The sequence below is a fragment of the Burkholderia sp. BCC1977 genome, assembly GCF_905339595.1.
Taxonomy (GTDB): Bacteria; Pseudomonadota; Gammaproteobacteria; order Burkholderiales; family Burkholderiaceae; genus Burkholderia.
This window is the reverse complement of the sequence record NZ_CAJPGQ010000014.1, coordinates 44,045-57,044: the sequence shown is the minus strand read 5'-3', so window position 1 is coordinate 57,044 and position 13,000 is coordinate 44,045. Positions and strand designations below refer to the sequence as shown.

10 protein-coding genes are annotated in these 13,000 nt (G+C 68.2%); 6 read left to right on the top strand and 4 right to left on the bottom strand.

Annotated elements, in window-relative coordinates; translation table 11 throughout:
- Window positions 1–170 precede the first annotated feature (170 nt).
- Window positions 171–815 (top strand): flagellar biosynthesis protein, encoded by a 645-nt coding sequence (locus U5771_RS14295; RefSeq protein ID WP_322024580.1) that lies wholly within the window; start codon window positions 171–173, stop codon window positions 813–815.
- Between the two features lie 313 nt (window positions 816–1,128).
- Here the strand turns inward: U5771_RS14295 and U5771_RS14290 are convergent, their stop codons facing one another.
- Window positions 1,129–2,088 (bottom strand): GlxA family transcriptional regulator, encoded by a 960-nt coding sequence (locus U5771_RS14290; RefSeq protein ID WP_322024579.1) that lies wholly within the window; start codon window positions 2,086–2,088, stop codon window positions 1,129–1,131.
- 151 nt (window positions 2,089–2,239) lie between these two features.
- Between U5771_RS14290 and U5771_RS14285 the strand changes: the two genes are divergently transcribed.
- From U5771_RS14285 to U5771_RS14270, 4 genes are all read left to right on the top strand, one after another.
- Window positions 2,240–3,040, top strand: a complete 801-nt coding sequence (locus tag U5771_RS14285; RefSeq protein ID WP_322024578.1) for an SDR family oxidoreductase — start codon at window positions 2,240–2,242, stop codon at window positions 3,038–3,040.
- 11 nt (window positions 3,041–3,051) lie between these two features.
- Window positions 3,052–3,813: an SDR family oxidoreductase gene (locus U5771_RS14280; RefSeq protein ID WP_322024577.1), complete on the top strand. Its 762-nt coding sequence runs from the start codon at window positions 3,052–3,054 to the stop codon at window positions 3,811–3,813.
- A 36-nt stretch (window positions 3,814–3,849) separates the two neighbouring features.
- Window positions 3,850–4,260 carry a nuclear transport factor 2 family protein gene (locus tag U5771_RS14275; RefSeq protein ID WP_322024576.1) on the top strand — a complete coding sequence of 137 codons (411 nt, stop codon included), beginning with the start codon at window positions 3,850–3,852 and terminating at the stop codon, window positions 4,258–4,260.
- 249 nt (window positions 4,261–4,509) lie between these two features.
- Complete coding sequence (locus U5771_RS14270; RefSeq protein WP_322024575.1) at window positions 4,510–6,300, top strand: diguanylate cyclase; 1,791 nt, start codon at window positions 4,510–4,512, stop codon at window positions 6,298–6,300.
- A gap of 93 nt (window positions 6,301–6,393) precedes the next feature.
- Here the strand turns inward: U5771_RS14270 and U5771_RS14265 are convergent, their stop codons facing one another.
- The 3 genes from U5771_RS14265 to U5771_RS14255 all read right to left on the bottom strand — a co-directional run bounded on the left by U5771_RS14265 (window position 6,394) and on the right by U5771_RS14255 (window position 10,359).
- Window positions 6,394–7,749, bottom strand: coding sequence for an MFS transporter (locus tag U5771_RS14265; protein ID WP_322024574.1), 1,356 nt, complete (start codon window positions 7,747–7,749; stop codon window positions 6,394–6,396).
- Window positions 7,750–7,837: 88 nt separating this feature from the next.
- On the bottom strand, window positions 7,838–9,217 hold the full coding sequence (locus tag U5771_RS14260; protein WP_322024573.1) for an MFS transporter: 1,380 nt from the start codon (window positions 9,215–9,217) through the stop codon (window positions 7,838–7,840).
- A gap of 182 nt (window positions 9,218–9,399) precedes the next feature.
- Complete coding sequence (locus U5771_RS14255) at window positions 9,400–10,359, bottom strand: MBL fold metallo-hydrolase (protein ID WP_322024572.1); 960 nt, start codon at window positions 10,357–10,359, stop codon at window positions 9,400–9,402.
- Window positions 10,360–10,536: 177 nt separating this feature from the next.
- On the opposite strand from U5771_RS14255, the gene U5771_RS14250 reads away from it, so the two are divergent.
- On the top strand, window positions 10,537–12,189 hold the full coding sequence (locus tag U5771_RS14250) for an IclR family transcriptional regulator (RefSeq protein ID WP_322024571.1): 1,653 nt from the start codon (window positions 10,537–10,539) through the stop codon (window positions 12,187–12,189).
- Window positions 12,190–13,000: the final 811 nt, after the last annotated feature.

The following is a 13,000-nucleotide window of genomic DNA, read 5'->3' as shown; positions in this document are numbered from 1 at the left end:
CCATCCTGGGTTACCGTTTGATCAACAGATAATTTCAAATTACGATCGAGTGATCACGAAATCGAATGGCTCCGGACATGGACGGCGATCGACTCCGCATGCACTTTATTGTGGGCATCGTCAAGCGTTCAACTTGGTGACTCGAATAATCCACTAGGGGTAAAACAATTATGCTGTTGAGTCGAATCGCCATCTATGGCCTCGCCGCGTCCATCCTTGCCGGATGCGCGGTGGGCCGCACAACTGTCGACGTCTCCGCGCCTCAAGGCACAAACCCCGCGACGGGGAAGTACGTGCGCATTGACTCCGTCCTGGACAAACGCACTTTCACCGTCAAGCCCCCCAGCGCCGACATGGCATCACTGGATTCTGACGAAGATTCCAGCGATGCGTCGAAAGCTCGCGCGATCGGTCGGAAGAGAAACAGTTATGGCAAGGCACTCGGCGATGTGGTGCTTCCTGAAGGCAAGACGGTTTCCGGCCTCGTTGAAAGCGCATTGGCTACGGGCTTTCAGGAGGCAGGTTACATCGTCGTAAAGCAAGGTGACCCCAACTTTGCCGCCGCCGCTCCGGTGACTGCACAAGTAATCGAATTCTGGGCATGGTTCCAGCCCGGCTTCTGGTCCGTCACAACCAATCAGAAGTCGGAATTGCAATTGTCAGGCGACGTCGGCGCGCTTCATGGTGTTCAGACCGTGAAGACTCGCGTTAGCGATTCGAAGCAGGTCGTGGTTTCCAGCGACTGGCAAGAGATCGTGGAAAAAGGCCTGTCGGCGATTACCCTGCGCACAAAGGACCTGGTAAGCGGGAAGTAGCGCCCTCCAAGAGCGAACCATGTCGCTCGTCGTGAAGATGACTGAAGCGTCTGGCTCGCCGGTCCAGAACCGCAATCGGCATGTCGAATATCAGATCGACGACGTCGAGCGGGATCCGACGTCGCTCGCAAATGCGTGAAGACAATAACGCTCCCAGCCAAACAACGACGCGCACAGCCGCGAAAGCTCTTTTCGCGGAATGATCTACGGCGCCACGTCGAATGTCCCAAAGTGGCCGAATCCAGCCAACAACAACCCTCGCCCCCGCCCGCCCCGATTCGTCTGCCTGCCCGTGCCTGCGGCGCCCCCCCGCCTAGCGACCTCCCCGGTCGTCCCCGCGCGCATCGCGCCGCACCGCCTGCGGCGGCACGCCGAACCCGCGCACGAACGCATCGCGCAGGTGGCGCCGGTCGCGGAAACCGTTCTCCTTCGCGATCACGTCGAGCGAGTGCCGGCTCTGCTCGATCATCAGCCGCGCGGCCTCGAGCCGCAGCCGCTCGATCGCCTTCGCCGGCGACTGCCCGGTTTCCAGCGTGAACACGCGGCTGAACTGGCGCGGACTCAGGTGGACGGCGTCGGCCAGGTCCTCGACGGTCAGCGCGCGGCCGAGGTTCTGCCGCGCATAGTTCAGCGCATTCTGGATCCGGTCCGATTTCGGCGCGAGATCCAGCATCTCCGAATGCTGTGACTGCCCGCCAGCACGGCGCTGGTGCATCACGAGCTTGTGCGCGACCGAGCGCGCGGCGTCCGCGCCGAGATCCTTCTCCACCATCGCGAGGGCCAGGTCGAGGCCGGCCGTCATCCCGGCCGACGTCCAGATCGGCCCGTCGACGATATAGATCCGGTCCTCCTCGACACGAATGTCCGGAAAATGCTTCTGCATGTCGCGGCCGTACGCCCAGTGCGTCGTCGCGCGGCGCTGCGCGAGCAGCCCGGCCTCCGCAAGCACGAACGCGCCGGTGCAGATGCCGGCGATTCGCCGCGCGCGCGCATTCGCACGGCGCAGGAACGCGACGACGCCGGCCGGCGCCGGCGACGCGATCGGATCGTTGACACCCGCGACGATCCACGTATCGACGTCGATCCGCCCACGCAGCGCGCGCGTCGCGACCGACAGCCCGAGCGACGAGCGCACGTCGCCGCCGTCGACGGAATAGTTGTCCATCACGTAGAACGGCTCGCCCGCGCCCAGGTTCGCGTACTCGAACACCGACTGCGCGGCGAGCGCCATGATCTGGAAGCCGTCGCTGATCAGAAAGCCGATGCGGTGCATGCGTGTCTCCGGTGACGGGCGTCAGGATCGTCACGGTCGTTACGATCGGCCCGATGTCCGAAATCATACCCATCTACGTCATTTGTGTCGCGGCGATTCGACGCCAGAATGCCTTCACGCACTCACCCTTTCCTCGACACGGAGCGACATCATGACTGAAGCACATCGCGGTACCGCCGTCATTACCGGCGCATCATCCGGCATCGGCGCGATCTATGCGGACCGGCTCGCGCGCCGCGGCTACGACCTGATCCTGGTCGCGCGCAACCGCGAGCGGCTGATCGCGCTCGCCGAGCGCATCACGAACGACACGCAGCGCAGCGTCGAGATCGTCGGCGCGGACCTCAACGACCGCGCGGCACTCGCCGCCGTCGAGGCGAAGCTGAAGCAGGACGCGAGCATCACGCTGCTCGTCAACAACGCGGGCGTCGGTACGCACGCACCGCTGCTCGACAGCGACGTCGACGCGATGACGCGGCTGATCGACCTGAACGTGACCGCGCTCACGCGCCTGACCTATGCGGCCGTGCCCGGCTTCGTCGCACGCGGCCGCGGCGCCGTGATCAACATCTCGTCGATCGTCGCGCTGTCGCCGGAAACGCTCAACGGCGTGTACGGCGGCAGCAAGGCATTCGTGCTCGCGTTCAGCCAGTCGCTGCATCACGAACTCGCGGACCACGGCGTGCAGGTGCAGGCCGTGCTGCCCGGCGCGACGGCCACCGACTTCTGGCAGACCGGCGGCCTGCCGCTCGAACACCTGCCGAAGGAGATCGTGATGTCGGCGTCCGACCTGGTCGACGCGGCGCTGGTCGGCTTCGATCGCCGCGAACTCGTGACGATTCCGTCGCTGCACGCGGCTGGCGAATGGGATGCGTACGAGGCCGCCCGCCGCACGATGGCGCCGCACCTGTCGACGGATTCGCCGGCGCCGCGCTATGCGGCCGCCCGCTGAGGCGCCCCATCATGAAACTCGACGGCAATACCATCCTCATCACCGGCGGCACGTCCGGGATCGGCCGCGCGCTGGCGATCGCGCTCGACGAGCTGGGCAACAAGGTCGTCGTCGCCGGCCGGCGCACGGCGCTGCTCGACGAGATCGCGCGGCAGTATCCGAACATCGACACAATCGAGCTCGACGTCGGCGACCCGGCGCAGATCCGCGCGGTCGCGGCGCGGTTGATCGACCGTTATCCCGCGCTGAACGTCGTGATCAACAACGCGGGCATCATGCCGTTCGACGACGCGGCCGGGCCGCTCGACGACGAACAGGCCGTGCGACTCGTCAACACGAACCTGCTCGGCCCGGTGCGCGTCAGCGCGGCGTTCGTCGAGCACCTGAAGCGGCAGCCGGACGCGACGATCATCAACAACAGCTCGGTGCTCGCGTACGTGCCGCTCGCAGCGACCGCGCTCTATTCCGCGACGAAGGCCGCGATCCATTCGTACACGCTGTCGCAGCGTTTCATGCTGCGCGACACGAGCGTGCGCGTGCTGGAAATCGCGCCGCCGTGGGTCGACACCGATCTCGTGCACAAGAGCGGCGATCCGCGCGCGATGCCGGTCGACGCGTTCGTCGCCGAGACGCTAACGCTGCTCGAGACCGCAACCACCGAAGTCGTCGTCGCAGCAGCGCAGCCGTTGCGCGACAACGCGGGCCCGAACGAGCACGCGTTCGTCGACCAGTTCAACCGCTTCATCGTCGACAACCCGATTCCCGTCGCGTGACGTCGCGCGGCGCAATCCTGCATCGGAGCAGGCATCATGACCCTGGAAGAGACCAACACGGCGCTCGTGCTCGACGCGCTGGATACGCTGTTCAACCGGAAGGACTACGAGCGCGCGGCGCAATTCTGGGCCGACGACTACGTCCAGCACAGCCGGCATGTGCCGGCCGGCCGCGACGGGCTGTTCGGCCTCGTCGCCTCGATGCCCGGCCTGCGCTTCGAATCTGACCGGGTCGCCGCCAACGGCGACTTCGTCTGGGTGCACAGCCGCTACACGCACGCGGCGAGCACCGTCGCGCTGATCGCGCTGGACATCCTGCGGATCGAAGGCGGCAAGCTCGTCGAGCACTGGGACGTGCTGCAGGACGAGGCCACGCGCGACGAATCGGCGGGCGGCCATCCGATGTTCGGCGACGCGTTTCCGGGCGAGCGTTCACGCACGCATTGATCTGCCGAAAGGCGCCGGCTGCCGCGCGATCGGACGGCGGAGCCGGCGCTTGCCGACGTGCCGCACGCGTCGATGCAGGCCGCCTCGCATGCGCGTCTCCACGTGCCGAACCTGCCGCACCCCAAGCCGGTTTCGACCCGCTTGCCACGCATTCCATGCGACGCTAAGCTCTGCGATTGCAGCCCCCGAAGCAGCGCCCACCGGCATTCGTCCGATCATCGGCGCAATCGGCCGTCGCGGAATTCGACCATGCGGTTCCGTATGTTCACCTCCGGGGCCGGCGACACGCCCGGCTCCTCTCGCGTCCCCGCCGACGATCGACCGGCGCTTGCGCCGTTGCCCGAACTCGAGGCCGTGTGCCGTCTCGCCCGCACGCATCTCGGCACGGCCGGTGCGTTCGTCGCGTACGCCGACGCCGGCGCGCAGCGCGTGGCGGCGTCCGACGGCACGCTGCCCGCCACGCTTCCTCCCGTGCGTTTCCCGCCGCGTATCGAACGCGCTCCGGCTGCCGAGCGACGCTTCGTCACGCCCGATGCGAGCGGCCGCCCGCACGACGCGCCGCACGTCGTCGCGGCCTGCGAACTGGTCGCGCCCGACGGCACCCCGCTAGGCGCGCTCTGCGTGACCGGCAGCACCGGCCTGACGCTCGGCGCCGCGCAGCGCGCTTTCCTGCACGACCTGGCGACACTGGCGGAATGTGCGATCGGCCGCGCGCTCGCGCAGGCCGCGCTGCACGAACGGCTCGGCGGCATCGAGGAACACAGCGCGCTGACCACGCTGGCGCTGACCGAAAGCGGCACCGGCGTGTGGGATCGCAACGTGGAAACCGGCGAGATCCACTACTCGTCGGCCTGGAAGGCGCTGCTCGGTTATGCGCCGCACGAACTGACGAACCGGATCGAGGATGCGTACGAACGGCTGCACCCGGACGATGTCGCCGACGTGAAGGCCGCGATGCTCGCGCACTTCGAAAGCCGCACCGACAGCTATGCGGTCGAGCACCGCATCCGCTGCAAGAACGGGACATACAAATGGATCTGCAGCCGCGGCAAGGTCATCACCCGTGACAGCCACGGGCGCGCGCTGCGCATGGTCGGCACGACCACGGACATCACCGCGCTGCGTGAACTGGCCGGCCGGCTGAGCGACTCCGTCACGCTCGTCACGAACCTGACCGACCAGGTGCCCGGCCTCGTGTTCCAGTTGCGGCAGACTGCCGACGGTCGCCGGTTCTTTACGTATGCGAGTGCGGGCGTACGCGACATCTACGAACTGACGCCCGAGCAGATCGCCCGCAATGCGGATGCGGTCGAAACCCGGATTCATCCGGCCGACCTGGCCGCGTACCGTCAGTCGCTGCTGGCGTCGGCGGAGCGCCTGGCGCCGTGGCGGCTCGAATACCGCGTGCTGCTGCCGGACCAGGGGATGCGCTGGCGCGAAGGCGACGCGCGCCCGCAACGCACGCCGGACGGCGGCACGGTCTGGCACGGCTTCATCACGGATGCGACCGAGCGCAAGCACATCGAGACCGAACTGCAGCGGATGGCGATGACCGATCACCTGACCCAGTTGCCGAACCGCCACGCGTTCATGCGGCAGAGCGAAGCCGCGTTGCGCGGCGTGCGCGCGACCGGCCAGGACGCCGCGGTGCTGATGCTCGACCTCGATCACTTCAAGGCGCTGAACGACCGCTGGGGCCATCCGCTCGGCGATCGCGCGCTCCGGCATTTCGCACGGCTGCTGCTGGCGGAGATCGGACCGGACGGCATCGTCGGGCGCATCGGCGGCGAGGAATTCGCGATCGTGCTGCCGCGCACCGGAATCGACGCGGCGTGCGCGCTCGCGCGGCGCGTGCAGCAGCGCGTGGCCGAGTCGCGGCTCGTGCACGAGGATCAGCCGCTCGTGCTGACCGTCAGCATCGGCATCGACGCGATGCAAACGTCCGACTTCGGCGCGTACCAGGCGCTGTCGCGCGCCGACCAGGCGCTGTATGTCGCGAAGGAGCACGGCCGCAACCGGATCGAGGTGTATCGGGCCTAGCGCGTGTTCCCGTCGATTTCCACCGATAGCTGACTTGCGCCGATCCTCGCCGCACACCCCGTCGTACGCACGCCGCGTCGCGGCATCAAGCGATCAACGCGACGCGTGCGCCGCGTCGCGCGAGGTGGCGCGCACACCCACCAGCATCGCGACCGCGCACGCGGCCAGCAATCCCGCGATCATCAGCATCGCCGCGTCCATGCTGCCGGTGCGGGTGCGGATCACCCCGACGATCCATGGCGTGATCATGCCGCTCGATACGCCGATGCTGCTGATCAGCGCGATCCCGCCCGCCGCGCCGGCGCCCGAGAAATACGCGGACGGCACGGCCCAGAACACCGGATGCGCGGCGAAGATCAGCATCGCCGCGAGCGACAGCAGCGCCATCATCGCGACGATGCTCGGCAGGTGCAGCGTCTGCAGGACGAGCGCCACCGCGCCGCCGAATGCGCATGTGGCGAAGTGCCTGCGACGCTCGCGCTTGCGGTCCGAGCGCCGCGCGATCGCGATCAGGCCGGCCGCACCGATCGCGTTCGGCACGATCGACAGCAGGCTGATGTGCACGACGTCGTGAATGCCGAATTCGCGAATCATCAGCGGCATCCAGAACAGCAGCATCAGGAGCGCGGTCGTCAGCGAGAAATAGATGAACGCGAACAGGTAGGTGCGCGGCTCGGCCAGCACCTGCCGCAGCGACGCGGGCGTGTGCGCGGGTGCCTCCGCGCGATCGGCGGCCAGGTCGGCCGCGAGCCGCTGGCGGTCGTCGTCGGACAGCCAGCGCGCCTGTTCGGGGCGGTCGCACAGCCAGAACCACGCGATCACGCCGAGCAGGATCGCGGGCGCGCCCTCGATCGCGAACATCCATTGCCAGCCATGCAGCCCGAGCACGCCCGACATCCCGCGCATCAGCCAGCCCGACAACAGCCCGCCGACCATCCCGGCCACCGCGACGCCCGCATAGAAGATCGACAGCACCGACGCGCGGCGGCGCGCCGGATACCAGTAGGTCAGGTAGAACACGACACCCGGGAAGAAGCCGGCTTCGAACAGCCCGAGCAGGAAGCGCAGCACGTAGAAGTGCTTCGCGCTGTCGACGGTGATCATCGCGACCGACACCGCGCCCCACAGGAACATGATCCGCGCGAACGTGCGGCGCGCGCCGAAGCGGCGCAGCAGCGCGTTGCTCGGCACCTCGAACAGCACGTAGCCGACGAAGAACAGCACCGCGCCGAGGCTGTACATCGCATCGGTCAGGCCGAGATCCTGCCGCATCTGCAACTGCGCGAAGCCGATGTTGCTGCGGTCGAGGATCGACACGATGTAGCAGATGAACAGGAACGGCACGATCCGCGCGCCGATGCGGCGGTACAGCGCGTCGTGGTCCGACGCTGACGCACGGGAACCGGACGCAACCGCATGCGCGGCGTCCGTTTGAAGATGGGCTGACATCGATCGTCTCCTCGATGGATGCGGATACGGTGCGGACAGGAAACGCGACGCCGGCCGCCGCCGCCCGCGGGCGGCGACCGGCCGTGGTTCAGGTGCGCCGCGCGGGTTCGCCCTTCACGCCGAGCATCAGCGCGGCGCCGCTCAGCGCGAGCAGCGCGGCCAGCAGGTACACGGCGAGATCCATGCTGCCGGTGCGCGTGCGGATCAGCCCGATCACCCACGGGCTGACGATGCCGCTCGTGATCCCGATGCTGCTGATCAGCGCGATCCCGGCCGCGGCCGCGTTGCCCGACAGATAGCGGGTCGGCACGGCCCAGAAGATCGGCAGCGCGGCGAAGATCAGCGTCGCCGCGATCGACAGGCACGCCAGCATCGCCGCGAAGCTGTGCAGATGCAGCGTCAGCGCCGCGAGTGCGAGCCCGCCGCCGATCGTGCAGCACGCGAAGTGCTTGCGGCGTTCGCCGGTGCGGTCCGAGCGGCGCGCGATCAGGATCAGCCCGACCGCGCCGACCGCGTTCGGCACGACCGTGTAGAGGCTCACGGCCACGACGTCGGTCACGCCGAAGTCGCGGATCATCAGCGGCATCCAGAAGTTGAGCGTCAGCGATGCGCAGGTCAGCGAGAAGTAGATGAACGCGAACAGGTAGACGCGCGGGTTCGCGAGCGCGGCGACCAGGCTGCGCTTGTCGTGCGCGCCATGCGTGGCGCCGTGCGCCCGGCTGTCGCCGCACAGCGCGGCGACGCGCGCCTTTTCGTCGGTCGTGAGCCACGCGGCGTCCTGCGGCCGGTCGACCAGGTACGTGAACGCGAAGCCTGCGAGCACGATCGCCGGCGCGCCTTCGATCGCGAACATCCACTGCCAGCCGTGCAGCCCGAGCACGCCGCTCATGTCACGCATGATCCAGCCCGACATCAGGCCGCCGAGCACGCCCGCCACCGCGACGCCCGCGAAGAACACCGAGATCGCCGCCGCGCGGCGGTTCGCCGGGAACCAGTAGGTCAGGTACAGCACGATGCCGGGAAAGAAGCCGGCCTCGAACACGCCGAGCAGGAAGCGCAGCACGTAGAAATGCGACGGCTGCGACACGAACATCATCCCGGTCGACGCGATGCCCCACAGCAGCATGATCCGCGTGAACGTGCGGCGTGCGCCGAAGCGCGCGAGCAGCAGGTTGCTCGGCACCTCGCAGAACACGTAGCCGACGTAGAACACCGCGGCGCCGAGGCCGTACATCGCGTCGCTGAAACCGAGGTCGTGCTTCATCTGCAGCTGCGCGAAGCCGATGTTGATGCGGTCGAGGAACGACACGACGTAGCAGAGGAACAGGAACGGCACGATCCGCCATGCGATCTTGCGGAACAGCAGCGCGTCGCCGGCATCGGACGCCGGCGCGGATTCGTATGCGGAAGCCGACGCCGCGGCACTCGCGTGCGCGATCGTCGCTTCGGCGGGAAGCGATTGGGGCATGTCTCTCTCCAAACGGGCCGCGCGATTCGCGCGCGCAGCGGTCTCCGAGGGCGTACGTGCGCCCTGCTTTCTTGTGAAATCGGATGTCGGCCTCCTGAACCGCGGCGCAATGCCGCCGCCGTTCAGGGGCCGTCAGGAAAACGGCGGGACGCCCGCCCGGACGCCCCGCCGCCGTGACCCGCTCAGTCCTGCAGCGCGTCCCACATTTCCTTGTCGCGCTGCGCGGTCCAGATGCGCGGATGCGTGATGCCGCTCGCCTCGTCGAACGCGCGCGACACGTCGAACGGCAAGCAGTGCTCGTAGATGAACACGTGGCCGAACTTCGGATCCATCGCTTCGCGCGTGAGCGCCATCGACGCCTTCAGGTCGAGCTTGCGCTCGACGGCCTTGCGGCCCTGCGCGAGCAGCGTCGTCACGAAGTCCTTCGTGTAATCGAGGCCCTTGTTCACTTCGGCCGGATTCAGCAGCGCGGGGCCGCGGCCCGGCACGAGCTTTTCCGCGCCGAGCGCGCGCAGCGCCTCGAGCGTGGCCGGCCACTGTTCGAGCTGTGCGTCGCCGCAATAGCAGGCCGCGTCGTATTCGACCAGGTCGCCCGAGAACAGCACCTTCTGGGACGGCAGCCAGACGATCGTGTCGCCCTTCGTATGGCCCGAGCCGACGTGCATGATCTTCACCTCGAGCTTGCCGAGGAACAGCGTGATCTCGCGTTCGAACACGAGCGTCGGCCAGGTCAGGCCCGGCACCGTCTCGACGCCGGCGAACAGGCGCGGGAAGCGCTCGATCTCCGACTTCATGTCGGCTTCGCCGCGCTCGACGATCATCTCGTAGGTGCCGCGGCTCGCGATCACGTGCTGCGCGCCTTCGTCGAAATACGCGGACGCGCCGAGCACGCGCACCGCGTGGTAGTGCGACAGCACGACGTGCTTGATCGGCTTGTCGGTCACGCTGCGGATCCTCGCGATCAGGTCCTGCGCCATCGCGGGCGTCGCGGTCGTATCGACGATCAGCACGCTGTCGTCGCCGATGATCACGCCCGAGTTCGGGTCGCCTTCGGCGGTGTAGGCGTACGCGTTCTCGGACAGCTGCGTCCAGGTGACTTTCTTCTCTTCCAGATCGGCTTGGGAGGCGAATGCTTTGGCCATGTTGCGTTCCGTGGCTGCGAGCCATGTGTTGAGGGGAGTGAGCGGATCATCTTCCTGCGCCGATTATTTGTCAATGACAAATTCACTTGCTATTGTCTAATACGGGTAAACCTGCGGGCTGGCGCGTCAAATGGCGTCGGATACCATGCGGGGTTTCGTCAACGGAAGACTCATCGCGTGCAGAACCACGAAGTCAGTGCAGACGACGCGCCGCCCAAGGCGCAGCGCGGGATCCAGAGCGTCGAGGTCGGCGGCCGGCTGCTCGACGCGCTCGCGCGCCGGCGCAAGCCGCTCGGGCTGTCGGAACTGGCGGCCGCGGCCGACCTGTCGACCGCGCAGGCGCACACCTATCTCGTCAGCCTGACGCGGCTCGCGCTCGTGAAACGCGACGCGCTCACCGGCAACTACGAGCCGGGGCCGCTGTCGCTGCGGCTCGGGCTGATGTCGATCGAACGCCAGCCGGCCTATCGCGCGGCGCTGCCGCACGCGGCGCGGCTCGCGGAAGCGGTCGGCCTGAGCGTCGCGCTGTCGGTGCCGGGTGCGCTCGGGCCCACGATCGTGCGCATCGAGCACGGCGGTTATCCGCTGCATGTGAACCTGCACGTCGGGTCGGTGATGTCGCTCGATACGACGGCGACCGGCCGCGTGTTCCGCGCGTTCGGCGACGCCGCGCAGCTCGACGCGATGGCGGCCAGCCAGGCCGGCGCCGGCGACACGCTCGCCGGCGCGGAAGGCGACCCGCCCACGCCCGATGCGCGCGCGTGGCAGGCCGAACTCGACGCGATCCGCGCGCGCGGGATCGAACGCGGCGTGGACCGGCCGAGCCCCGGTGTCAGCGCGATGTGCGTGCCGGTGCTGGACGCAGGCGGCAGCCTGCAGCTCGCGTTGACCGTGATCGGCTCGACCGGATCGATCGAGGTCGGCTGGGACGGGCCGATCGCAACGGCGTTGCGCGACGCGGCGCGGCAAGCCACCGCGTCGCTCGATGCAGGGCGCGACGTGCCGCCCGCCGCGCCGGCCGCGGCCCCGGCCGTCCAGCGCATGCCGCCCGCGCTCGCTGACGACACGAAAGCGCAGCGCGGCATCAACGCGCTCGACAGCACGGGCGAGCTGCTGCTCGCGCTCGTGTCGGCGGGCCGCGCGCTGCCGCTGCGCGATCTGGCGGCGGCGGCCGGCATGCCGGCCGCGAAGGCGTTTCCGCATCTGGTGAGCCTGCAGAAGATCGGCCTGCTGAGCCGCGACGACGCGGGCTGCTTCGGCGGCGGGCCGCTCGGCCAGGCGCTCGGGCTGATCGCGATGCAGCGCGTGTCGCCGACGCGCGATGCGGAAGCCGAAATCGTCGCGCTGGCAGCCGCGACCGACATGAGCGTGGCCGCGGCGACGCTCGGGCCGCTCGGGCCGACCGTGATCCGCCTCGAGGAATCCGCGCGGCCGCAGCACGTGAGCCTGCAGGTCGGCACGGTGATGTCGCTCGTGAATACCGCGATCGGGCGGATCTTCGCGGCCGGCATGTCCGACGACGTGCTGGCCGGCCTGCTGGCCGACGAGCCGGTGCGCCTCGCCGGCCGCGCGACGCAGGTCGACGACGCGTTCCGCGCGCGGCTCGCGACGATCCGCGCGGACGAACTCGATTTCGCATTCGATGCGCCGGTGCCGGGCATCGGGACGATCGCCGCGCCCGTGTTCGATCACACCGGCAGCATCCGGCTCGTGATCGCGATCATCGGCTCGTCGCGGGGCTTCCCGCGCGGGCCGGACAGCGAACTCGCACATACGCTGCTGGCCGCGACGCGCCGCCTGTCGTGGCGCTTCGGGTGGATCGGCGGGTAATCGCCGCCGCGCTGCCGCGCGCGTTTCGCCCGCCTGACTTTCTCTTGCCGCCCGTCAATGCGAGGCCGTGCTCGCCACGGCCTCGTCACGCCTGTCCGCCACGCGGAAGCTGACGCCATTCATGTTGCGCGGCAGCAACAGAGATTGTCAGTAATTCTCATATAACGAAATCGCATTTCACAGCGCGGTGACGTTCCTCTATGATTAGGGTTATCCCTAACTCGCCACCTACATGGGGCTTCGTCATGCAAACGTCTAATGTCTCCGATCGTTCCACCCAATCCGCTGGCTGGCTCGCACGTGTTGGCGAGCTGCTTGCAGAAGCATGGGCACTGCACCTGGAGAACTGCGAAGTCATCGCTGAAGCGCACGCACGCCTGCCGCGCTAAGCGCAGCGACTGGCCGCCGGCCGGCGGCACACCATCCGTCCGATGCACCTGCCGGGACGCGCGCCGAAAGGCCGCCGCGTCCGGCATTGGCGTGCCGGATGGCGGTCGCAAAAAAGGGGCGAATGCCCCGATTGAATGGCGCTCACGCGATGTGAGCGCTGTGACGTAGATGCCCTGCCGAGCCTGTCGGCACCGTGCTGACCGCCGCTTGCCGGAGTGTCCGGCCGTGACGCATGCAGGGCGCGAGCGCGTCTCCTCGCGCCGCGTGGCGAATCGGGTCGCCACGGAAGATTCATCCGTTTTCCCGCTCCACGCGAATTTCCCTTCTTTATCGGGCTCCGGGCCGCGCCCACGCGACGCGACAGCCCGATGACCACCCGTCTTCGACGCTACCGCGAACTTCGTCGTCACGACGATGCGCG

Excerpts from the sequence above, each read along its gene's own strand:
- U5771_RS14295 (WP_322024580.1), top strand. The coding sequence starts at position 171 with ATGCTGTTGAGTCGAATCGCCATCTATGGCCTCGCCGCGTCCATCCTT.
- U5771_RS14290 (WP_322024579.1), bottom strand. The coding sequence starts at position 2,088 with ATGCACCGCATCGGCTTTCTGATCAGCGACGGCTTCCAGATCATGGCG.
- U5771_RS14285 (WP_322024578.1), top strand. The coding sequence starts at position 2,240 with ATGACTGAAGCACATCGCGGTACCGCCGTCATTACCGGCGCATCATCC.
- U5771_RS14280 (WP_322024577.1), top strand. The coding sequence starts at position 3,052 with ATGAAACTCGACGGCAATACCATCCTCATCACCGGCGGCACGTCCGGG.
- U5771_RS14275 (WP_322024576.1), top strand. The coding sequence starts at position 3,850 with ATGACCCTGGAAGAGACCAACACGGCGCTCGTGCTCGACGCGCTGGAT.
- U5771_RS14270 (WP_322024575.1), top strand. The coding sequence starts at position 4,510 with ATGCGGTTCCGTATGTTCACCTCCGGGGCCGGCGACACGCCCGGCTCC.
- U5771_RS14265 (WP_322024574.1), bottom strand. The coding sequence starts at position 7,749 with ATGTCAGCCCATCTTCAAACGGACGCCGCGCATGCGGTTGCGTCCGGT.
- U5771_RS14260 (WP_322024573.1), bottom strand. The coding sequence starts at position 9,217 with ATGCCCCAATCGCTTCCCGCCGAAGCGACGATCGCGCACGCGAGTGCC.
- U5771_RS14255 (WP_322024572.1), bottom strand. The coding sequence starts at position 10,359 with ATGGCCAAAGCATTCGCCTCCCAAGCCGATCTGGAAGAGAAGAAAGTC.